This window comes from Brucella sp. NBRC 14130 (assembly GCF_040371715.1).
Taxonomy (GTDB): Bacteria; Pseudomonadota; Alphaproteobacteria; order Rhizobiales; family Rhizobiaceae; genus Brucella; species Brucella intermedia.
The window spans coordinates 336,939-357,764 of record NZ_BAABTE010000004.1; the positions used below are offsets into that span (position 1 = coordinate 336,939).

The window sequence follows — 20,826 nt, forward strand, 5'->3', positions numbered from 1 at the left end:
ATGCACAACGTAGAAATTGAAGCGCCTTGCTTGCGTCCTCACAGGTTCGCGCGGCGCCATAAGGACAAAAACCTTGAAGAACCCCGACGAGCGCACCGCAGAAACGGTGCATCAAGGGGCGTCCGGCGGACAATCGGGCAATTCGCAAGCCCGGAATCCGTCCGATAACGGCAAGCGCAGACCGCGCAAAAAAGCCGTTGCAGATATCGGTAATGCCCGTAGTGCATCCGATTCAGGACGCTCAAAAGCACAGGACGAAACCGAAGGCACGAGTTCGCAGGCCCAGCGCAAACGTGCGCGTCGGCGTCGGCGCGGCAAGTCCGTGCCAGCCCTTGAAACCTCTTCACAAAAGCCAGCCGCTACAGATACAGGCAACAACCAACAGCGACCTTCCGGGAAAATCTCGAATCGCCGCCGCCGTGCACGTAAAAAGAAGCAATCGCGGCAACTTGGTGCTCAGACGCCGCCGGCAGCTGAAGTAGCAGTCAAGACTTCGCATAATGCTGTGCGTGCAGAGAACCTGCACGTCCCTGTCCAAAACAAGCGTAAGAGCACCAATGGCCAGACGTCCAGAGCCAGCAACGGCGTGCAGCACGACAAGGGTGATGCCCCGCTTTACGCGGCTTTGGATCTCGGCACCAACAATTGCCGGTTGCTGGTAGCATCTCCGACAAGACCGGGTCAGTTCCGGGTCGTGGATGCATTTTCGCGGATTGTGCGGCTTGGAGAAGGCTTGAGCGCCACTGGTCGGCTCAGTGACAATGCAATGGATCGCGCCGTGGAGGCGCTGAAGATTTGCCGCGACAAACTGGCAGGGAAAAAAATCAGACGGTCGAGGCTGATCGCGACCGAAGCCTGCCGTTCGGCATCGAATGGCGAGCAGTTTCTGGAACGAGTCCGTGCGGAAACCGGTCTTGAACTGGAGATCGTGGACCGGCAAACAGAGGCCCGCCTGGCAGTTTCCGGCTGCGGCACGCTGGTAACTCGTGAAACGGACGCCGTGGTGTTGTTCGATATTGGCGGCGGTTCTTCAGAAATCGCTCTGATCGATGTTTCCCGTCGACGATCCCCACGCCTTGCCGAGCACATCATGGCCTGGACGTCTCTTCCCGTCGGCGTCGTGACGCTGGCGGAACGTTTCGGCGGACGGAATGTCACGCAGGAAAGCTTCGAATCCATGGTTTCCCATGTAACCGATCTGCTTGCGCAATTTGCCGAGCGGCAGTGCCTTGGGAACCTTACCGCCAGCCCGCGCTTCCATCTGCTTGGCACATCCGGAACTGTGACCACGCTGGCAGGAATACATCTCGGACTTGAACGTTACGACCGTCGGCGGGTCGACGGAATGTGGATGGGCGCCGAAGACGTAACGCAAATGACCAACCGCCTGCTGTCGTGGGATTTTGATGCACGCGTAGCCAACCCGTGTATTGGCGCGGATCGCGCCGATCTGGTATTGGCAGGCTGTGCTATCCTTGACGCAATACGCAAAGTGTGGCCCAGCGAAAAGCTACTCGTTGCCGACCGTGGTCTGCGTGAAGGCATTTTGACCGAACTGATGTCGCGCGATGGCGCATGGCGGCACAATCGCGCAACAGGCGCTAGAAACAGGCACTGATGATGAGCAAGACAGGCGGCAACAAAAGCGGAGTGAAAACTGGCGGTCGCGGGGGCGCGGGCTCCAGCAATCTGCAGGTGCGCGTGAAGAAAAAGGCGGGCACGATCAAGGAATCCTCGCGCCGTTGGCTTCAACGCCACCTGAACGACCCTTACGTGCATAAGTCCAAGCAAGACGGCTATCGTTCACGTGCGGCCTACAAGCTCATTGAAATCAACGACCGTTATAATCTGCTCAAAAAAGGCCAAAAGATCATCGATCTCGGGGCCGCGCCGGGCGGGTGGTCCCAAATTGCGGCCAAGGTTGTCGGTTCGACTGACGAAGACCCGCACGTCGTTGGCATAGACTATCTCCACGTCGATCCCCTCCCGGGCGTCGTTCTGCTGGAAATGGATTTTCTGGACGACGAAGCACCGCGGAAGCTGATGGAAGCTCTGGGAGACAAACCCGATCTGGTTATTTCCGACATGGCTGCCCCGACCACCGGCCACCGCCGTACTGATCATCTGCGCACCGTGCATCTTTGCGAAGTCGCTGCCGATTTTGCCATTTCGGTTCTGAAGCCGGGCGGACATTTTCTTACAAAGACTTTCCAGGGCGGCACCGAGAATGAACTCCTGGCACTGCTCAAGCAGAAATTCCGCTCTGTGCATCATGTAAAGCCACCGGCATCCCGCGCCGAGTCCGTGGAGCTTTATCTGCTCGCTCGCGATTTCAAGGGCTAAGGCTTATTTTCCAGTGGAGGTACTCGCAGCTTCTATTGTTGCGTGCTCCTCGCTACGGTGTTTCTTGACGGTCGGCGCGGCTAGTTCCTTGCCAGCATCCGGCGCAAGCCGGGCAAACCAGAGAAAAGCCAAGGCCGAAACAGCGGCAACCACGAAGAAGCCGATGTGGAAATCTACGAGTTCGAGGTGGGCTCCGCGAAGCGACGTGCTGATCTCAAGAATACCGCCTGCCAATGCGACCCCGATAGCGATGGAAACCTGCTGGGCAACGGCCGTGATGGGCGTAGCCTGACTGGTCTTTTCGTCGGGTATTTCCGCAAAGGCCAGCGCGTTGACCCCGGTGAAGAACAATGAGCGCGCAAAGCCTCCCACCAACAGAAAACCAATGATGATCCAGTAAGGCGTCGTTGGCGTAAACAGCCCATTGACAGCAATGAAGCAGGCCGAGATCAAAGAACCTGCCATCAGGGCGCGCCGGAAACCGACAAGGACAAAGATGCGCTTTGCACCGAATTTCATGCTGATCGCGCCAATTGCCGACACAAATGTCATCATGCCCGATTGAAAGGGTGTGAGACCGAAACCCAGCTGAAACATCAACGGCAACAGAAACGGAATGGCACCAATCCCAAACCGGAAAATGCTGCCACCAATAACCGCTACGCGGAACACCTGATTATCAAAAAGCTTCAGGTTCAACAAAGGGTCATCGACCCTCTTCGCATGCTGCAGATACAGAACCGTGCAGACGACACCGATTGCAAGGGTGGTAAAACCAACCGCAGGCGGCAAAGCTGGCAGACTGACTACCGACAGTCCGAACACCACCCCGGACATGGCGATGCCCGAAAGAAAAAAACCTGTCCAATCAAGTCGCTTTACGATGCGCTCCTCGTTATCTGGAAGGAACCGGCTGGCAAACCAGATGCCCACGAAACCGATCGGCACGTTGATGAGAAAAATCCAATGCCAGGTCAGGAATGTCGTGATGAAGCCGCCAACCGGCGGGCCGACAAGCGGCCCGACCATCGCAGGGATTGTCAGCCAGGCCATGGCTGAAACGAGTTCACTGCGTGGAGTCGAACGAATAAGGACGAGGCGCCCAACGGGGGTCATCATCGCCCCGCCCATGCCCTGCAAAAACCGTGCAATGACGAAAGCGGTGAGTGAATTCGATGCGGCGCAAGCAACGGACCCAACCACGAACACCGCTATCGCCGCCCGAAACACATTCTTGGCTCCAAAACGATCAGCCATCCAGCCGCTGACGGGAATAAAAACCGCAAGCGCAACAAGGTAAGCCGTCAGCGCCAGCTTGAGCGCAATGGGGCTTGTGCCGATATCGGCTGCGATAGCGGGAAGCGACGTCGAGATGACATTCGAATCCATCTGCTCCATGAACAGGGCTATGGCCAACACGAGGGGAATGATGCGATTCACGATGATATTCCGAATATACGGGCACGAAAGGGTCGGCAATTCTATGTAGCGCCCAACTAATTATTGCTAGCCGAACGGCGTCACAATGCAGTGAATGCGCGATAAAATCAGTAATTTCTCGCGGTTTAGGCTCAACACGATCGCCGTAGACCGGCACCGGAATGCCTCACGCGAGATTTCAGCCGTTCACATTTGTGTAAAACAGGGTTGCGCTTCCCGTAACAGCTTGTTACATTTCGTTACAGTTTCACGAAGCTTCGAGCCGGGTGGGGGGCCGCTCCGGTTCAAGGAGGTAGGAAATGAACGATATTACAAGAACCGCTATCATCTATGGAATGATGATCATTTCGCTCAACACTGCCCTCGCAGTCGGTCTTCTCGGACTTGATTTCCTGCGTTAACGCGCCCCAAGCAAGTTTTTGCCCTCCAGGCACTCATGAAAAAGAGCGTTTCCATTCATTGGAAGCGCTCTTTTCATTTCCAGCAACCGAGGCTGCCCTGTCCGAGCCACGGGTCAGAGAATGCGGGCCTGACTGTTCGGATCGAAGAAAACCGACTTGTCGAGATTGAAGGCCAGCCGGGCCGGCTGCCCTGCGGTGATGCGGGCATCTGCGCGCAGACGTGCCACGACATGCTTGCCGCCTAGACGCGTGACCGCGAACGTGTCGGAGCCCGCCGGCTCGACAACGTCGATAAGGCAGTCGCCTTCCACGATTGCGTCGGCATTGCGGTCTGCTCCATCCGGATCGGTCAATGCCTCGGGGCGGATGCCGAACACGATATCCTTGCCTTCATAGGCACCGAGACCCTGCGGTGCTTTCTTCAACGGAAGCTTGAGCGGTTCGCCCTCACCGCGTTTGAGATTAATCGCATAACCCGCATCATTTTTTTCGACCTGTGCGGTCAGCAAATTCATAGCTGGGGAGCCCATGAAATCGGCAACGAACATGTTGGACGGGTTATTATAAATCTCGGCCGGTGTGCCGAACTGCTGCAAGATTCCATCCTTCAGGACTGCAATCTTGGTAGCCAGCGTCATCGCCTCGATCTGATCATGCGTCACATATACGATCGTGGTCTTCATCCGGCTATGCAGCCGTTTGATTTCCGTGCGCATATCAACGCGCAGTTTGGCGTCGAGATTTGACAGCGGTTCATCAAAAAGGAAGACCTGAGGATTGCGCACCAGAGCACGCCCCATGGCCACGCGCTGACGTTGGCCACCGGAAAGCTGGCTCGGCTTGCGATCCAGCAAATGACCGATCTGGAGTATGTCGGCGACTTCCTGAATAGCCTTGTCACGCTCGGCCTTTGGAACCTTGCGAATTTCCATGCCGAAAGCGATGTTCCCGGCAACCGTCATATTCGGGTAGAGCGCATAGGACTGGAAGACCATTGCAATATCGCGCTGCGACGGATGCAGCCCTGCAATAGACTTGCCGTTGATTGAGATGTCCCCGGAAGTGATGGGCTCAAGCCCAGCAATCGTGTTGAGCAGCGTGGACTTGCCGCAGCCGGACGGACCAACGAGAACCAGAAAACCGCCTTCGTCGATCTCGATATTGATATCCTTCAAAACCGAAACATTGCCGTAGGACTTGTAGAGGTCGGATATTTTCAGAAAAGACATTTGCAACTTATCCCTTAACGGCACCGGACATCAGGCCTCGTACAAAATAGCGGCCGGAAACAATGTAGACGATCAGCGTCGGCAGAGCAGCGAGGATGGCTGCTGCAAAATGGACGTTGTACTCCTTGACGCCGGTGGAGGAGGAAACCAGATTGTTGAGTGCTACCGTCATCGGCGTAGAATTCGCACCCGAGAAGGAAGCACCAAACAGGAAGTCATTCCAGATATTGGTGAACTGCCAGATCACGGAAACGACAATGATCGGTCCTGAGGATGGCAGCAAAATCCGCCAGAATATCTGGAAAAAGCTTGCCCCGTCGATCTGGGCTGCGCGAACCAGTTCGGTTGGAAAAGCCTCGTAGTAGTTGCGGAAATAAAGCGTCGTGAACCCGATACCATACACCACGTGCACGAGGATCAGCCCCCAGATCGTACCGGCAATTCCCAGGAAACCAAGAACGCGCGCCATAGGAATGAGCACGATCTGAAATGGGATAAAGCACGACAACAACAGCAGGCCGAAGAAGATATTTGAACCGCGAAACTGCCATTTGGTCAGTACGTAGCCGTTCAACGCGCCAACAATGGTCGAAATAGCAACCGCCGGCACGACCATAAGGATCGAGTTGATGAAGAACGGCTTCAACCCGGTAGGCTGCACCCCGATCTGGGCAGTGGACCAGGCCGATAGCCATGGCTCGATGGTCCACTGTTGCGGCAGGTTCAACATTCCCCCTTGACGGATTTCCTCGAGGGGTTTGAACGAGTTAACCAGCATCACATAGAGCGGCAGCAAATAGTAGAAAGCGAAGATCATCAGCGCGGTATAGAACAGCGCCCGTGTCAGCTTTCCACTGCTGATGGCATTGTCTTGCGATTGGGCGCTCATGACCGCGACCCTCCGCGAATCTCCGAGTAAAGGTAAGGGATGATGATCGAGAAGATCATGACCAGCATGATAATAGCGGACGATGCGCCGATACCCATCTGGTTCCGCGTGAAGGTGTAGGAATACATGAAAGTCGCTGGCAGTTCCGTGGCCTGTCCCGGTCCACCCCCGGTCAACGCGATAACAAGGTCATATGCCTTGATCGCAAGATGAGCGAGAACCACGAAAGCGGATAGAAACACCGGACGCATCAATGGAATGATGATGCGGCGATAGATTGTTCCGGTTGACGCACCGTCGATCTGGGCTGCCTTGATGATTTCGTTGTCTACCCCGCGCAAGCCGGCGAGAAACATCGCCATCACAAATCCGGAGGACTGCCACACCGCAGCAATCACCAGACAGTAGATTGCCATGGTGTTGCTCTTGATCCAGTTGAAGGAGAAACTCTCCCAACCCCATAAATGCATTGTGTTTTCCAGCCCAATGCCGGGGTCGAGAAACCACTTCCATGCCGTTCCGGTAACGATGAAGGACAGGGCCATCGGGTAGAGGTAGATCGGCCTAAGGATGCCTTCGCCGCGAATCTTCTGGTCAAGAAGGATCGCTAGAAATAATCCGATCACCGAACAGATAATGATGTAGAGCGAGGCAAAAATCGCAAGATTGGTGATCGCACGCCACCAATGGGGCAAAGCCCATAATTTGGTATAATTCGCAAGTCCGACGAAACCAAAGGACGGCAGCATTCGGCTATTGGTGAGGGAAAGGATGCCGGTATAGATTATGAAACCGTAGACGAACACGAGCACTATCAAAAAACTCGGTCCCAGAACCAGCTTTGGCACCAGTTCCTGTAATCGGCTGTTACGCTGCATATTTGCGCCACCCTGTTTACGTCGCCCGGTTAGCCCACATCAGCAGGCTGTCCGTCTGGACGTCTGTTTGATCAGCATTCCAACGCGTCTGCATTATGCGCAACAGAATGCACCCGATAAGCTCAGTCTGCCCGCCGTCTCCGATGGAAACATGCAGACGTCCATCATGCAATTATTGTTTTGATTTCCGGTTCTTGCTGCCACCGCTTCCAACATATGGAGCACAGAGATAAGAGCGTCCGGGAACACTCCCGGACGCCCTCGCTGTTATTTCGCAGCTTCAACTGCCGATACGAGTTCCTTGACAGCGTCTTCCGATGAGAGCTGGCCGTTGAACTGACGTGTCACGACGTCATATATGGCATTCTTGACCGCAGCCGGGTTGGCGTAGCCGTGTGCCATGGAACCCAGCATCGTACCCTTTTCGCTCGCTTCCCTCTCGTCAGCGATGGCCTTCTTGCCGCACGCATCGAAGTCGGTATCAGGCACATCGGTACGGGCTGGGGCAGAGCCCTTCACCACGTTAAAGGCCGATTGGAATGTCGGGCTTTCGATCGCAGATGCCATTTCCAGCTGCGCCGGGACCTTGTCATCCGATATCTTGAACATTGCAAACATATCGGAATTGAAGGTGATCGCGCCCTGCGTGCCTGGATAGCGGATGCAGACGAAGTCTTCACCCGGCTTCTTGCCAGCCTTGACAAACTCGCCCTTTGCCCAGTCACCCATGAACTGAAGACCGGCCTTGCCTTCAATAACCATAGCGGAAGCAAGGTTCCAGTCGCGGCCAGAGAAGTTGTCGTCAACATAGGAACGAAGCTTCGTCATACGGTCGAAAGCCTGCTTCATCGTATCGCTGCCGAGCGTTTCGGGATCAAGATCGACGAAAGCTTTCTTGTAGAAGTCCGTACCGAAGGAAAGTACAACGGCATCGAAAATCGTCGCGTCCTGCCACGGCTGACCACCGTGAGCGACAGGCGTGATCCCCTGTTCCTTGAACTTGTCAAGCAGGGCGATCAGTTCGTCCCAGTTTGCAGGCTCCTTGCCGCCAGCCTTGTCGAGCGCGGCCTTGTTGATCCACATCCAGTTGGTTGAGTGGACGTTGACAGGCGCCGCGATCCAGTGGCCATCATACTTTGCGAATTCCTGCAGAGGAGCCGGAATAACTTTTTCCCACCCCTCCTTGGTGGCGATCTCGTCAAGATTGCCAAGAGCACCCTGCTCTGCCCAGTCGCGAATATCGAATCCGAGCATCTGCACAGCCGTCGGCGCATTGCCTGCCGTGACGCGTGCGCGCAATACCGTCATAGCTTCCGTGCCGCCGCCGCCAGCCACAGGCATATCGGTCCAGCTGATGCCCTTCTTTTCAAGATCCTTCTTGAGAACGTCGAGCGCGGCGGCTTCACCGCCGGCGGTCCACCAGTGCAGAACTTCAACATTCTGCTTATCCTGAGCGTTGGCAATCGGCGACATTCCAGCGAGCAAAGCGCAGGCGGCCGTCCCCATCGCAGCGAGCTTCAAAAGTTTATGCATATCTACCTCCCGTAGAAACCAACAAAACTAAACTAAGGGATATCCGGGCAGGCTCTCGCTTCTGCGCGGCGATCCATTGCGTCATTCCCATCCAGGCCTCCTCGGCACGGATCCGAAACCGGATGCTTCGCATATCCGGTTCCTCGCTTTTCACTGCTGCAACAAGATGCGAAAGCTGCCGCTTTCGCCTGCGCCCAGCCACCCTCACGACGTACTAACCGAGATCCTCCATCTTACTCTTACGCCGCTTCGCCCGAATTGACAACGTTGTCTTTATGGGACGCGAAGGTATCCCCAAGACAAGCTGTGAAGCACAGGATAGGCCCAAACCCCATCGGCGTGTCAATATGCTCGAAAGATAAAACGCGAGAAATTCAATCGATTAAACCATGGGTAGCATTCCGGCCTTGGAAACTCCTTAGAAATTCAAGGATTAACTGCTTGAGACACTACAACTTTTCAAGGCGGATTCGGCTATGAAATAACAGCGCGGAAATTTCTCACGCCATACTGGACAAGACCGCGAGGAGATCATAATTTCAGGCCGCTCGCACAATGGTGTGCGGGCTTGTTCTCGGGGCGGGGTGAAACTCCCCACCGGCGGTATGAAGCGAAAGTTTCGAGCCCGCGAGCGCCTGAACACATGCCGATTCGGTTATGGTTCAGGGTCAGCAGATCCGGTGAGATGCCGGAGCCGACGGTTAAAGTCCGGATGGAAGAGAGCGATTGAGCGTCAGGATCGTGTCATTCCGGCACCATCCATGCGTTCTTTTGTGCGCCCTGATTCTAGTTTCGTGAGGAACCTATGAACCAGAGCTATCCGAACAAGACATCATTCAAAATTGCATTTATTCAAGCCCGTTGGCACGCGGATATTGTCGATGAGGCCCGCAAGAGCTTTATTGCCGAACTCTCGGCAAAAGCTGGCGCCAATGTGGAAGTCGAAATTTTCGACGTTCCCGGCGCTTATGAAATCCCCCTTCATGCCAAAACCCTGGCCAAGACTGGAAAATACGCCGCTATCGTCGGTGCGGCTTTCGTGGTGGACGGCGGCATTTACCGGCATGATTTCGTGGCAACTGCCGTCATTAACGGCATGATGCAAGTTGGCCTGGAGACCGAAGTTCCAGTGCTCAGCGTGGTTCTGACGCCGCATCATTTCCATGAAAGCAAGGAGCACCACGATTTCTTCCATGCCCACTTCAAGATCAAGGGCGTGGAAGCAGCGAATGCTGCTTTGCAGCTTGTGAGTGAGCGTAGCCGTATTGCTGCGTTAGCGTAACGTGCACTGACCGGCCTTTAAGAAAAGGCCGGTCCTTCTCCAATGATGCGCTCACGATGCGCATAAAGGTCGAAGTCGTCACCCCGCACCAGTGCAACAAGCGTCAGGTTCGCTTCATCAGCCGTCCGAATGGCCAAAGCGGTTGGCGCAGAAATCGCAGCCAGAACAGGCGCGCCGAACATAACGGCTTTCTGCACCATTTCGACGGAAACGCGACTGGTAATTACAACGATACCGTCTTCTGGCGCGCACCCGATAAGCGAAACGGCCCCCACAAGTTTGTCCAATGCGTTGTGGCGCCCGACATCCTCGCGAACGGCGATAAGCCCATTGCCAGGAACATAAAAGCCCGCCGCATGAACGGCATGGGTCTGAGAGTTCAATCGCTGCTCGTCTGCCAGAGATCCGACAGCTTGCGAAATATCGTGGGGAGAAAATGTTCGACCGCTTTGCTCCAAGGCCTGTAGGGACCGCAACGCATGGTCAATCGAGTCTATCCCGCAAAGACCACAGCCAACGGGGCCAGCCATGAACCTGCGTCGCGCGGCAAGCCTCTGTTCAGGCCGTTCAGACAATTTAACCTGTATGTCGATGCCCTTCTCAAATTCCACGACCTCGACGGTTTCAATCTCGGAAATATCGTCCACAATATTTTCGGTAAGGGTGAAACCGATCGCGAAGTCCCCAAGATTATCGGGAGTAGCCATCATCACGGCCTGGGTAGAACCGTTATAGCTCACCGCCACGGGTACTTCCTCCGGCACCACTCGCTCACCCTCATGGAAGCCCGACGCACGGTGCGCGATACGTGGAGTACTCCGGCTAACTTTGTGGATCGTCATCTCAACCGCTCTCCCGTCACCGCACCGATTTTTCCCGGCAGTTTCATGTGGCATGAAAACAACTTTAATGTAAGTTGCCACCGGACAAGCCGTCGCAAGTTGGGCGGCAAGCGAGGAAAACATGGATATTCGCCAGATAGACGACAATTATTCGGTTTCAGGACAAATCGAACCCGACGATGTACGCGACATCGCTGCAGAGGGATTTCGCACGATCATCTGCAACCGGCCCGATGGCGAGGGAGGCCCCCAGCAGCCCGAATTCAGCGAAATTGCACGCGTGGCAGAAAAAGCCGGACTTGCAACCTATTATATTCCGGTCGTCGGCGGTCAGTTGACGCAAGAAGATGTGGATGCGATGGCAGCAGCACTGGACGAAGCCGAAGGGCCCATTCTTGGCTACTGCCGATCAGGTGCACGCTCTACGAATATTTACGGGATAGTGCAGAGCCAAAAGCGCGGATAAAGAACGAGCGCAGGCTATGTGGGCGGTGGAGCCGCAAAGGCATTTCGAGGGTCTTTGCAAACATGGCGATCACCGTCCCGAAAGCCGCGCGCGACCCGAATGGACGGCGCGCGATGTGTGGGCGCAGTACTGGCGATAATAGCTCATGCCGGTACGTGTGACAGTCGCGACAACGCCGCCGAGAACCAAAAGCCAACCAATTGCCTGCGGCCAGTTGAAGCTTTCAATTCCGCCGCTCAGCGCGACAATGAAGATACCGGCCCAGAGCAACGCTGCCGTCCGGCGCCAGAATACAGGGTTAAGCTCGTCAAACACGGCCTTCCAAAGCGAGTGAACAAGGCAGGCGAAGAAAAGGGCAGCGGCCAGACCGATATTGAGCAACTCGACCGGAAGCCATTGTTGCGAAGTGAGCATCGTTTCCATCATCCACTTGACTAAATTCGTATCCAAGAAATCCGCCAGAGCGTTTCTTGCGATCCGAGTACTATTACTGTTCGTCCTATTCAGCTTTCGCTTTGTGGCCGCAACGTGTTACAAGCATGGAAAGCTCCCCCGGATAAATTCACTTATTATTGCGTTCACGCGAAATATCGTGTTGAAAACATTGCCATATTCTGGGTGCTATGCCGGATCAAGCACTACGCAACCCCTTCCATTGCTTGAAGAATTTGCGGTTCCGAGCCGTCGGCGCTTCGCTGCAATGTTCCGTTCACAATCGCATCAGATAACAGCTTTGTAACAATTCGGCACAGCAAGGCAGCCTTTAGAAATAGCGAAACCTCGCGGTTATTCACAAGGATCGGGCTTATTAGCTGGCTTTTACTTGCCCCACAGCCGTTTTGTTGAGGCAGCGCGGCGGGTCGATTGGAGCGGGCTCATTAGCCGGTCGGCCGAAAAGAAAGCCTTGAACCTGTTCGCAACCCTCTTCGATCACCATGCGGTGCTGGTCAAAGGTTTCGATCCCCTCGGCCACGACCGGCAGATCGAGACTGCGACCCAACCCGACGATGGCTCGTACAATTGCTCTGGCGCTGACATCCGTTTCCATACTGGTGATGAAGCTGCGATCAATCTTGATCTTGTCGAATGGAAAACTTTGAAGATTGCTGAGCGATGAATAGCCGGTTCCGAAATCGTCCATAACAATACGAACTCCCGACTTCTTCATTCGACGCAGCAGTTCAAGGGTCGTTAGTCGATCCTTCATCAAAGCGGATTCGGTTACCTCCAGTTCCAGTCTCGTCGGATCAAGGCCGGTCTCTGCAATAATCGAATTGACGGTATCCGGCAGGCTGACGAGCCGGAACTGGACGGGAGACAGATTTACAGCGATGGACAGATGGCTTTCCCATTCGGCGGCCGTGCGGCAAGCCTCACGCAGAACCCATTCGCCCAGCGCCACGATTGTTCCCGTTTCCTCGGCAATAGGGATGAACACGTCCGGTGGTATCTGCCCGCGTTCCGGATGATTCCAGCGGACCAATGCCTCATAACCCGTACAACGCCCGTCAGACGTCGCAAACAAAGGTTGATAGGCGATACCGATTTGTCCCCGCACCATCGCGTGACGCAAATCCGCTTCCAGCTGGCGCCGCTCTCTTATCTCCTGATCCATTTCCGGGGAATAGAATGCAACTAATCCGCGCCCTTCCGTCTTCGCCCGATAGAGCGCGATATCTGCCGCATGCCGGATGGCTTCCGCATCCTTGCCGTCATTCGGGTATAGGGCAACGCCAATACTGACGCCGACAGCGGTCGGATCGAGCACGGTATTCAGCTCCAAGCGGAAGGCTTCCAGTATCTTCTCGCTCAGCTTCCGGGCACCTCTAGGCTGCGGCACGCCCACTTGCAGAATAATAAACTCGTCACCGCCGATGCGTGCGGCAGTGTCTATGCCGTTTACGCAGCGCTTCAGAATGCTGGAAACCGTCTTCAATACCCGGTCGCCTTCGGCGTGACCGAAAATGTCGTTCACAGCCTTGAACCGGTCCAGATCGAGTGCCAGCACGGCGAAAGGTTCGCGGCTGGGACGCGCAACGGCATTCGCCAACCTTTCCTCAAAAAACATGCGGTTGGGCAGATCGGTGAGCGCGTCATGACGCGCCATGTGCTCAATCTGGCGTTGAGCTGCGCGTTTTTCGGTAAGATCGCGTACGGCGAGCACCTCGCAAGGACGTCCCTGATATTCGATGGCATGGACCGCAAGCTCAAAAATGCGTTCATCATTGGGAAACCTTGGAGCCGCCTCGATAGCCTCAGCACGGCGAGCACAGACCGGCAGCCCGTCGGCCGCCAATAACAAAGTATCGGGTTCGATACTCATCAGCGACTTTTCGCTTCTCCGCATGAGCTCGGAGAACCGGGCATTCATCTCGACTATTCCGCCATCCCGTATAACGGCCAAACCGTCTAATGTGGCGTTTGCAAACCCCTTCAAGTCCGTCATGTAACGGTCTATAAACACGGCAGAAATTGTCGCCAGCGCCACGCTACACACCACTGCCGCGATGGCAACAACGAGCCAGAGGCGTCCGATCCCAAGCGGATCGGCCGCGGGAAGAGTGGGGTTTGGGACCAGTTCAGTCGAGGCAACGGCGGTGAAATGGAGTGTGCAAACAGCGAGTATGCCTCCTACGGTCGGAAGCAGAATACGTGGCCAGCCGGAAGCATTCGTCACAAACCAGAAAGCGGCCAGCAAAATCAGGACCGAGATTGCGCCGCCCACGAAGATCGGTGGAAGATCATAATGTATGTCAGCCGCTGCTTTGATCGCACTCATGCCTGTGAAATGCATTGCGGCTATCGATAGCGTCGCCGAAATGGCCGCCATCAGAGCATATTTCAGCGCAGCACCCTTAAGTAGATGCAGGCTCAACCAAAAACCGAGAACAGCCGTCGCTGCCGAAAGAACGGTGGCCGTAAAATCAAACTCGATTGCTACGGTGCCGCTGTAAGCGAGCATCGCCACGAAGTGGGTTGCCCACACGCCAACTCCACCAGCAAAAGCACTGATTGCGAGCCAGTTGTCACGGCGGCTCTTGGTGCATTCGCGCGCGCGAGCCAGCAACAGGAAAAATGCAAACATGCTTGCAAATGAAATGGATGCAGCCAGAACCACAAAAGGCTGATCGTGCTGTACAGTCACGCATTCCAGAACTTTGAACATGCAGGCCCCCTGCCCCGCCTAAGGTGCAGTTCTTGTTAAATACAACCAGAAGCACTATCCCGACTGTGCTTGGTTCCCCGAATAAAAGTATCGATAACTATTTAAGCAATCCTGAATTATCGATTTTGTCACCTGTTGTTGCTGTTAATGGCAGGAGATTAAACACGCTTACCGAAGCGCCTACCGACACGCGCAAGCAATATCACCGGTAAAATTCCGACCGTCACGATGGCGAGGGCGGCAAGGGAGGCTTCTTCGTATGTTCCGCGTGCGGCCTCGCCATAAAGATGCGTTGCGAAAGTCTCGACGTTGAGGGGGCGCAGCAGAAGTGTTGCAGGCAGTTCTTTCACACAGTCTACGAATACGAGGAGACCCGCCGCCACGATGGCTGTTTTCGATAGTGGCAAATGAACTGCGCAAAACGTTTCGGTAACGCCACGTCCGAGCGTGCGCGAAGCATGATCCAGTGACACGGGTATGCGCTCCAGCCCGGAATCGATACCACCTGCGGAGATGGCCAGAAATCGCACAACATAGGCATAGATGACCGCCGCGCCTGTCCCGATCAGCACCAGCCCTGCCGAATAACCGAAGACATGCGATGTGAACAGATTGATAAGATGATCGAAGCTACCGGCCACCACCAATATGCCGATGGCGATAACGGTCCCCGGAGCCGCATATCCCATCGTGGACACGCGATACGACCAGCGTGAAACGCCCCCCGGGAAAAGCCGGACAGCATATGCAACAAATATTCCGCATATCAGCACCAACGCTGTAGCCACTGACGCGAGCACAACGGTATTGAAAGCTTCGCCAACCAACCGCGGAGAGATACCGGCAAAACGGGCGCGCTTCACCGCTTCCACGACCAGATAAATTGCCGGCAGAACAAATCCAATGACGACTGGAAGGGAGCAGAGACAGAACAACCAGACGCCCCGCCCGTTCCTGACGCTCAATGGTTCGAAGCCACGCGAATGACGGATGTTGGAAGCAAAACGCTGCTTGCGTCGCCCCCAGCGTTCAATCGAAACAAGAGCAACCACCAGAAACAGGAGAGCGAGGGCCAATTGCGCAGCGCCTGGCAAATCCGAGCGCGTAATCCATGTGGTGTAAATCGAAACAGTCAATGTGCGCACGCCCAGGAATTCGGCGGCGCCTACGTCATTCAGCGTTTCCATTAAAGCGAGACTGACCCCAACCGCTACGGCAGGCCGTGCGAGCGGCAATGCAACGCGCCAAAAAATGCCCTTGCGGCTGACGCCCAAAGTTCTTGCCGCTTCGATAAGGCTGGCGGACTGAGTTAGAAACATTGCCCGTGTGGGGATATAAACATAGGGGTAGAGAACAAAGCCGAGAAGAATAATACATCCGGCCATTGAACGAATATCGGGCAAGCGGAACTGGCGCGGACTATCATATCCCAGCATGAATCGCACTGCGCCCTGCACCGGACCAATAGGGTGCAGGATATCGAGATAGGCATAGGCAACGATGTAGGTCGGTACGGCCAAGGGCAGCAAAAGCGCCCATTCAAGCAGGCCCCGCCCGCGAAAATCATATGCCGTCACCAGCCATGCGGTTGACGTTCCTATGAAAGCGGCAATGATGCCGACACCAGTGAGCAGAATTACCGTTTCGAGAAAAGCTGTCGGTAGATTGGTGGCCAGAAGGTGCGCCCAGAGGCCCGCAGATCCTTGTATGGCTTCAAATGCAAGGGCAAGAACTGGAAGTAAAACCAGAATTGCGACCAATGCCGAGAGCCTTAGCCAGTTGCGTCCCGCTTTTGCGGGTCGCAAAACTCGTTTCCGGGTGGCTGCAAAAGCTTCCATTGGTCTCTCTATAGAGCATTTCCTATTAGATCGAATCTTCGGAAATGCTCTATCCATTTGTTTCATGCACGTCTTTGCCCTGAACTGGCATCCGCTCGCGGGAGACACGCTCTAGTACAACGCCGGCGCATGAAATGCACCGGCGCTGGTCTGGTTAGTTCATTCGGCTTTTAGTTATCAAAACCGACTTTGTCGACCAGTTCGCTTGCCTGCTTGCGATGGCTCACAATTTCCGAAAGCGGAACACTGTCGATCTTCAGTTCACCAAACGATTCCACGATTGGATCAAGCGGAGCGCCCGGCTTTACCGGATACTCGAAATTGGCCTTGGCGTAGAGCTGCTGGGCTTCGTCGGACACCAGATATTCGAGCAGCTTGACTGCTGCGTCCTTGTGCGGTGCATTCTTTGCAACGGCTGCGCCACTGATGTTGACCTGGGTTCCGCCATCCTTGAATGTCGGCAGCAGAACCTTGATGCCTTCGCCCCAGGTCTTCTGCTCGTCACCGCCCTTACCCGAACGCATCAGGCCGACATAATAGGAATTGGCAACGGCTATATCGCAAATGCCGCCTACGATATCCTTGGCACCATCACGATCGCCACCGGCAGCCTTGCGCGCAAGATTATCCTTGAGCCCCTTCAACCATTCTTCGGTCTTTTCCGGACCGTAATGCGCGATATAGTCCGCGAAGAGTGCTGTATTGTAAGGGTGCTGGCCCGCACGGATGCAGATTTTGCCCTTCCACTTCGGATCGGACAGGTCCTCATAGTTGATCTTGTCGAGCTCAAGGTCCTTCGCGGCATAGACGATGCGAGCGCGCATGGACAGTGCGAACCAGTTATCCTTGGCATCACGAAGCTGTTCGGGAACAGCTTCTTTCAGCACCTTGGAATCAACAGGCTGGGTGAGTCCCTTGTCGACGAGATCGACCAGGTTCCCGGCGTCGACCGTCATAAGAATGTCGGCGGGCGAATTGGCGCCCTCAGAAGCTACGCGTTCTGCCAGACCGTCCTTCAGGAAAACCGTATTGACGGTAATTCCAGTAGACGATTTGAAAGCATCGAGCAGGGGCTGAATGAGGCCCGGTTCACGCGTCGTGTAAATGTTCACTTCATCTGCGTGGGCAGCTCCTGCAAAGAACGTTACTGCGGCGAGAGCAAGGCCAGAACGCGCGAACTTGGACATTTTACCTCCAGATGGACCTGTTTCATATTAAATTATGAGTTACGCAATCAAGTTATACGGTGCAGCGCACCGACGGTCAATTGCTGCAACACTTCGACAGCGGATATTTTCAGTCACTTGGGGAAAATCAGCGCCTTATCCCAATGCGGGCGTAGCACTATATCGTTGGAAGAAGCCGGAAGCCGCAGTTCGGTGCGTACACGCAGGCGCGGAGCCGCATCTGTTACCCGCACGAGCAGTTCTTCGATTTCACCGAGAAACGTGCGGGATTCAATATGACCACGCAATGAAGCTTCGTCAGTCTCACTATCGGTCACGATCGTAAAGTCACGCGGACGCAGATAAACAAACGCTTCAACGTCGGGTCCAAACTGTGCACTTATGGCAATTTTCCCAAAGGGAGTTACCAGCCCATTACCCTCGACTTTTCCGGGTATCACATTGAAGTCACAGAAAAAATCTGCTGCATACCGGTTCACGGGCCGGTCATGAAGCTCGCGGGCCGGGCCATTCTGAACTACTTCCCCAGATCGCATCAATACCACACGATCGCCGGTCGACAGCGCCTCTTCGGCTTCGTGCGTTACGATAACCGCCGTTGTGCCGAGCTCTCTCAGCAAAGCCACTGTCTCGCGGCGAACCCGGGCGCGCAGTCCTCTATCAAGGTTCGAAAACGGCTCGTCCATCAGCAGAAGCTGTGGTTTCGGAGCAAGGGCCCGGATAAGTGCCACACGTTGCTGCTCGCCACCTGACAGCATGTGCGGATAGCGATCCGCCATGTGCGAGAGCGACACCAATTCGAGAAGCTCCTGTGTCCGCGCATCCGCCTCGTGGCGGGGCATTCTTCGCAATCCGAACAGGATGTTTTCTCTTACCGTCAGGTGCGGAAACAAAGCATAATCCTGGAAGACGACACCCACGTTCCGTTTTTCAGGCTCGATAAAGACGGATGGGCCGACCAGCGTCCGCCCCCCCATGGCGAGTGTTCCACTGTCTGGAACATCAATGCCCGCGATAACGCGCAGCAGGGAAGTCTTGCCGCAGCCGGAATGGCCGACTAGGCAAATTATCTCGCCCTCGTGAACATCGAGAGAGACATTATTGAGCGCACGCACAGCGCCAAACTGGCGGGTAATACCGGACAGAGTCAGTGCTGGGCCGGATTGCCCGAATACCGGTCTTTTATCATGCGGGTTGCGTGCTGCGTCCATAAGCAAGATCGCGTGTCCAGATTGCAGTTCAGGCGGATATAGAGACACATTCTCCAGAAAGCTACAAAAACAGGATGGATTATCTCAGGAATATCGCAACTAAGTATTGTGTAATAGGTTATCCGGTTGATCGTGAACAAAAAGCGAGCCATGTTCACTGTGCTTCCATATGCTCAAATCACCCAATCGCATTGCAGGAGAATACCGAAATGGGGCCGGTCACGGATAAGGTGGCGACAGCTGACAGCTTGCCGCAGGAAACCAAAATTGCCATTATCGGCGGCGGCGTCATCGGTGTTTCCACTGCCCTTTTTCTGGCCGAACGCGGCATTCCTGTCACTCTCCTTGAAAAGGGGGAGATCGCGGGGGAACAATCCAGCCGCAATTGGGGGTGGTGCCGCCGTACCGGGCGCGACAGCCGGGAAATGCCCCTCATCGTCGAAAGCATGCGGCTATGGGAAGGCATGAATGAGCGGACGGGGCGCGAAACCGGTTTCCGTGTGACCGGGATTGCCTACACAGCTGAAAAAGAAGAGCAAATGGCTCTTTATGCGGAGTGGATCAGGATAGCTCGGGAACACGGCATTGAGACGGAACTTCTCAATGCAAATCAGGTCAAAGCATTGGCACCCGGCATCAATCGTCGGCTCGCAGGCGGCATGATAACGCCGCTCGACGGACGGGCCGAACCGCAAAAGGCGGTTCCGGCTTTTGCCGCGAAAGCGCAAGAGAACGGTGCCGTCATTCTACAAAACTGTGCCGTGCGCGGTATTGAGACAACCAATGGCCGGGTCACGGCAGTCCTTACCGAAAAAGGCCGTCTGCGCTGCGAGGCAGTGGTCGTCGCGGGCGGAGCCTGGTCAAGACTTGTCGTTTCGAGCTTCAAGGCCCACCTGCCGCAGTTGAAGGTGCGTTCTTCCGTATTCCGCACGGCTCCCATTGATGCCGGTGTCGAACCTGCAATTGCGTTTTCGGACTTTGCCCTGCGCAAGAGGCTTGATGGCGGATACACGGTTGCAAGCCTCGGTGGCTCTATCGCGGATATCGTGCCCGACAGTTTCCGGTTCTTTCGGGATTTCATACCCTCGCTTTCAACCGAGTGGCGGTCGTTGCGCTTCCGGTTCGGCGAGCGCTTCTTCGAAGAAGCTTTCCAATGGAAACTCCGGCCTGCCGACCAGATATCCATTTTTGAAAAAATTCGCACGCTCGACCCTGCTCCACACAAGGCCGCCAACGCGCAGGTGCTGACGAAGCTCAAACAGGCAATCCCCTCTTTCGCCGCAGCGACGATAGCGCAGGAATGGGCAGGCCTCATCGACACGATGCCGGACGTCATCCCGGTCATTTCACCACTCCCGGGCATTGAAGGCTTGATCGTGGCAACAGGCTTTTCAGGGCATGGCTTCGGGATTGGTCCCGGCGCAGGCAAGCTCGTGGCCGCGATGGTCACAGGTGAAACGCCGGTCGTCGATCCTTCGGCGTTTCACATTTCCCGGTTTTCCGATGGTTCCAAGATCCGCATCGAAAACTGGGATAGCGATTATTGGATGATCCCGCAGGCGAAACGAGCACCCCCACCGCCAAGTGGCTTGGGTTTATCGGAGTAGTTATCTCCTCCCACGTGAACCATCAAGGCTCGACCCTTGATTTCATCCAGCGACTTGAGACGCGGGGCCGTCACGTTTTGGGTCACGTTACCCTGTGCGTCCGCTTTGAGCAGAGGCAAGTCACCTAGATGCCCCTCACCTTCCGGCCCCATGTGGTGCTTGGAATGCGACGGATCGTAATGCCCGCCGGCAGATTGCGCCGGGACAGTTTTTCCATCCTGTTCAGCCGGTGCGCAGCTGCCTTTCTCATGCACATGAAAGCCGTGCTCACCAGCAGGAAGGCCTCTCAAATTGGTCTTGAATAACAATCCCGCATCCGTCTGCGAGATGGTGACGGTGCCAATTTCCTTTCCCTGGCCTGTTGGCAGAGCTTCATAGAGTTTGACACTCATATCCGCGGCAATGGCTGGAACTGTCAGAAGCATCATTGCTGAAGCAATCAAAAACGGCTGCATTGTTTCCTCCTGATCGCGATCCTTCGTGATGAGAGGACAACGCACACCGCTCGAAATTG

Annotated in this window: 16 protein-coding genes, 1 pseudogene and 1 riboswitch; of the genes and pseudogenes, 5 read left to right on the top strand and 12 right to left on the bottom strand. The window is 55.3% G+C overall.

Translation table 11 applies throughout. From position 1 onward, the window contains the following. The first annotated feature begins 73 nt into the window (after positions 1 to 73). On the top strand, positions 74 to 1,618 hold the full coding sequence (locus ABWW28_RS10295; protein ID WP_176587625.1) for a Ppx/GppA phosphatase family protein: 1,545 nt from the start codon (positions 74 to 76) through the stop codon (positions 1,616 to 1,618). A gap of 2 nt (positions 1,619 to 1,620) precedes the next feature. Beyond that, the gene (locus ABWW28_RS10300; protein ID WP_006472653.1) at positions 1,621 to 2,343 is read left to right on the top strand and encodes an RlmE family RNA methyltransferase; all 723 of its coding nucleotides are present in this window, start codon (positions 1,621 to 1,623) and stop codon (positions 2,341 to 2,343) included. Positions 2,344 to 2,346: 3 nt separating this feature from the next. Here ABWW28_RS10300 and ABWW28_RS10305 read toward each other — a convergent pair whose 3' ends face one another. From ABWW28_RS10305 to ABWW28_RS10325, 5 genes are all read right to left on the bottom strand, one after another. After that, the gene (locus tag ABWW28_RS10305) at positions 2,347 to 3,783 is read right to left on the bottom strand and encodes a DHA2 family efflux MFS transporter permease subunit (RefSeq protein WP_176587624.1); all 1,437 of its coding nucleotides are present in this window, start codon (positions 3,781 to 3,783) and stop codon (positions 2,347 to 2,349) included. A 514-nt stretch (positions 3,784 to 4,297) separates the two neighbouring features. Then, positions 4,298 to 5,413 (bottom strand): ABC transporter ATP-binding protein, encoded by a 1,116-nt coding sequence (locus ABWW28_RS10310; protein ID WP_176587623.1) that lies wholly within the window; start codon positions 5,411 to 5,413, stop codon positions 4,298 to 4,300. A gap of 7 nt (positions 5,414 to 5,420) precedes the next feature. Then, entirely contained in the window at positions 5,421 to 6,302 is an 882-nt protein-coding gene (locus tag ABWW28_RS10315; protein WP_176587622.1) for a carbohydrate ABC transporter permease, read from the bottom strand. Next, complete coding sequence (locus ABWW28_RS10320; protein WP_006469069.1) at positions 6,299 to 7,180, bottom strand: carbohydrate ABC transporter permease; 882 nt, start codon at positions 7,178 to 7,180, stop codon at positions 6,299 to 6,301. The genes ABWW28_RS10315 and ABWW28_RS10320 overlap by 4 nt, the downstream gene beginning before the upstream one ends. A gap of 267 nt (positions 7,181 to 7,447) precedes the next feature. Next, on the bottom strand, positions 7,448 to 8,713 hold the full coding sequence (locus ABWW28_RS10325) for an ABC transporter substrate-binding protein (protein ID WP_151660952.1): 1,266 nt from the start codon (positions 8,711 to 8,713) through the stop codon (positions 7,448 to 7,450). A 566-nt stretch (positions 8,714 to 9,279) separates the two neighbouring features. After that, a riboswitch (FMN riboswitch) is annotated at positions 9,280 to 9,441 on the top strand. 77 nt (positions 9,442 to 9,518) lie between these two features. Between ABWW28_RS10325 and ABWW28_RS10330 the strand changes: the two genes are divergently transcribed. Next, positions 9,519 to 9,995, top strand: a complete 477-nt coding sequence (locus ABWW28_RS10330) for a 6,7-dimethyl-8-ribityllumazine synthase (RefSeq protein ID WP_114214782.1) — start codon at positions 9,519 to 9,521, stop codon at positions 9,993 to 9,995. A gap of 17 nt (positions 9,996 to 10,012) precedes the next feature. Here the strand turns inward: ABWW28_RS10330 and fdhD are convergent, their stop codons facing one another. Beyond that, a complete protein-coding gene (gene fdhD, locus ABWW28_RS10335; protein WP_176588012.1) occupies positions 10,013 to 10,837 on the bottom strand; it encodes a formate dehydrogenase accessory sulfurtransferase FdhD in 825 nt (274 codons plus the stop codon). A gap of 121 nt (positions 10,838 to 10,958) precedes the next feature. Here fdhD and ABWW28_RS10340 point away from each other — a divergent pair, with 121 nt between their 5' ends. Beyond that, complete coding sequence (locus ABWW28_RS10340) at positions 10,959 to 11,303, top strand: protein tyrosine phosphatase family protein (RefSeq protein WP_025090060.1); 345 nt, start codon at positions 10,959 to 10,961, stop codon at positions 11,301 to 11,303. 69 nt (positions 11,304 to 11,372) lie between these two features. Here the strand turns inward: ABWW28_RS10340 and ABWW28_RS10345 are convergent, their stop codons facing one another. The 5 genes from ABWW28_RS10345 to ABWW28_RS10365 form a co-directional block, all read right to left on the bottom strand. Continuing rightward, positions 11,373 to 11,729 carry a hypothetical protein gene (locus ABWW28_RS10345; protein ID WP_021587277.1) on the bottom strand — a complete coding sequence of 119 codons (357 nt, stop codon included), beginning with the start codon at positions 11,727 to 11,729 and terminating at the stop codon, positions 11,373 to 11,375. A gap of 382 nt (positions 11,730 to 12,111) precedes the next feature. Beyond that, entirely contained in the window at positions 12,112 to 14,469 is a 2,358-nt protein-coding gene (locus ABWW28_RS10350; RefSeq protein ID WP_353390932.1) for a bifunctional diguanylate cyclase/phosphodiesterase, read from the bottom strand. Positions 14,470 to 14,627: 158 nt separating this feature from the next. After that, positions 14,628 to 16,307 (bottom strand): ABC transporter permease, encoded by a 1,680-nt coding sequence (locus ABWW28_RS10355; protein WP_176587620.1) that lies wholly within the window; start codon positions 16,305 to 16,307, stop codon positions 14,628 to 14,630. Positions 16,308 to 16,477: 170 nt separating this feature from the next. Next, complete coding sequence (locus ABWW28_RS10360) at positions 16,478 to 17,494, bottom strand: Fe(3+) ABC transporter substrate-binding protein (protein ID WP_006469080.1); 1,017 nt, start codon at positions 17,492 to 17,494, stop codon at positions 16,478 to 16,480. 113 nt (positions 17,495 to 17,607) lie between these two features. Further along, a complete protein-coding gene (locus ABWW28_RS10365; protein WP_176587619.1) occupies positions 17,608 to 18,705 on the bottom strand; it encodes an ABC transporter ATP-binding protein in 1,098 nt (365 codons plus the stop codon). 209 nt (positions 18,706 to 18,914) lie between these two features. Between ABWW28_RS10365 and ABWW28_RS10370 the strand changes: the two are divergent. Further along, a pseudogene (locus tag ABWW28_RS10370) lies at positions 18,915 to 20,240 on the top strand (NAD(P)/FAD-dependent oxidoreductase); the annotation flags it as partial. A gap of 5 nt (positions 20,241 to 20,245) precedes the next feature. Here the strand turns inward: ABWW28_RS10370 and sodC are convergent. Next, positions 20,246 to 20,767, bottom strand: coding sequence for a superoxide dismutase family protein (sodC, locus tag ABWW28_RS10375; protein WP_176587618.1), 522 nt, complete (start codon positions 20,765 to 20,767; stop codon positions 20,246 to 20,248). Between the last annotated feature and the right edge of the window lie 59 nt (positions 20,768 to 20,826).

Bases quoted from the DNA above. Each gene is read 5' to 3' on its own strand.
- ABWW28_RS10300 (WP_006472653.1), top strand. From the start codon at position 1,621: ATGAGCAAGACAGGCGGCAACAAAAGCGGAGTGAAAACTGGCGGTCGC.
- ABWW28_RS10365 (WP_176587619.1), bottom strand. From the start codon at position 18,705: ATGGACGCAGCACGCAACCCGCATGATAAAAGACCGGTATTCGGGCAA.
- fdhD (WP_176588012.1), bottom strand. From the start codon at position 10,837: ATGACGATCCACAAAGTTAGCCGGAGTACTCCACGTATCGCGCACCGT.
- ABWW28_RS10355 (WP_176587620.1), bottom strand. From the start codon at position 16,307: ATGGAAGCTTTTGCAGCCACCCGGAAACGAGTTTTGCGACCCGCAAAA.
- ABWW28_RS10360 (WP_006469080.1), bottom strand. From the start codon at position 17,494: ATGTCCAAGTTCGCGCGTTCTGGCCTTGCTCTCGCCGCAGTAACGTTC.
- ABWW28_RS10340 (WP_025090060.1), top strand. From the start codon at position 10,959: ATGGATATTCGCCAGATAGACGACAATTATTCGGTTTCAGGACAAATC.
- ABWW28_RS10330 (WP_114214782.1), top strand. From the start codon at position 9,519: ATGAACCAGAGCTATCCGAACAAGACATCATTCAAAATTGCATTTATT.
- sodC (WP_176587618.1), bottom strand. From the start codon at position 20,767: ATGCAGCCGTTTTTGATTGCTTCAGCAATGATGCTTCTGACAGTTCCA.
- ABWW28_RS10325 (WP_151660952.1), bottom strand. From the start codon at position 8,713: ATGCATAAACTTTTGAAGCTCGCTGCGATGGGGACGGCCGCCTGCGCT.
- ABWW28_RS10345 (WP_021587277.1), bottom strand. From the start codon at position 11,729: ATGATGGAAACGATGCTCACTTCGCAACAATGGCTTCCGGTCGAGTTG.
- ABWW28_RS10310 (WP_176587623.1), bottom strand. From the start codon at position 5,413: ATGTCTTTTCTGAAAATATCCGACCTCTACAAGTCCTACGGCAATGTT.
- ABWW28_RS10320 (WP_006469069.1), bottom strand. From the start codon at position 7,180: ATGCAGCGTAACAGCCGATTACAGGAACTGGTGCCAAAGCTGGTTCTG.
- ABWW28_RS10315 (WP_176587622.1), bottom strand. From the start codon at position 6,302: ATGAGCGCCCAATCGCAAGACAATGCCATCAGCAGTGGAAAGCTGACA.
- ABWW28_RS10350 (WP_353390932.1), bottom strand. From the start codon at position 14,469: ATGTTCAAAGTTCTGGAATGCGTGACTGTACAGCACGATCAGCCTTTT.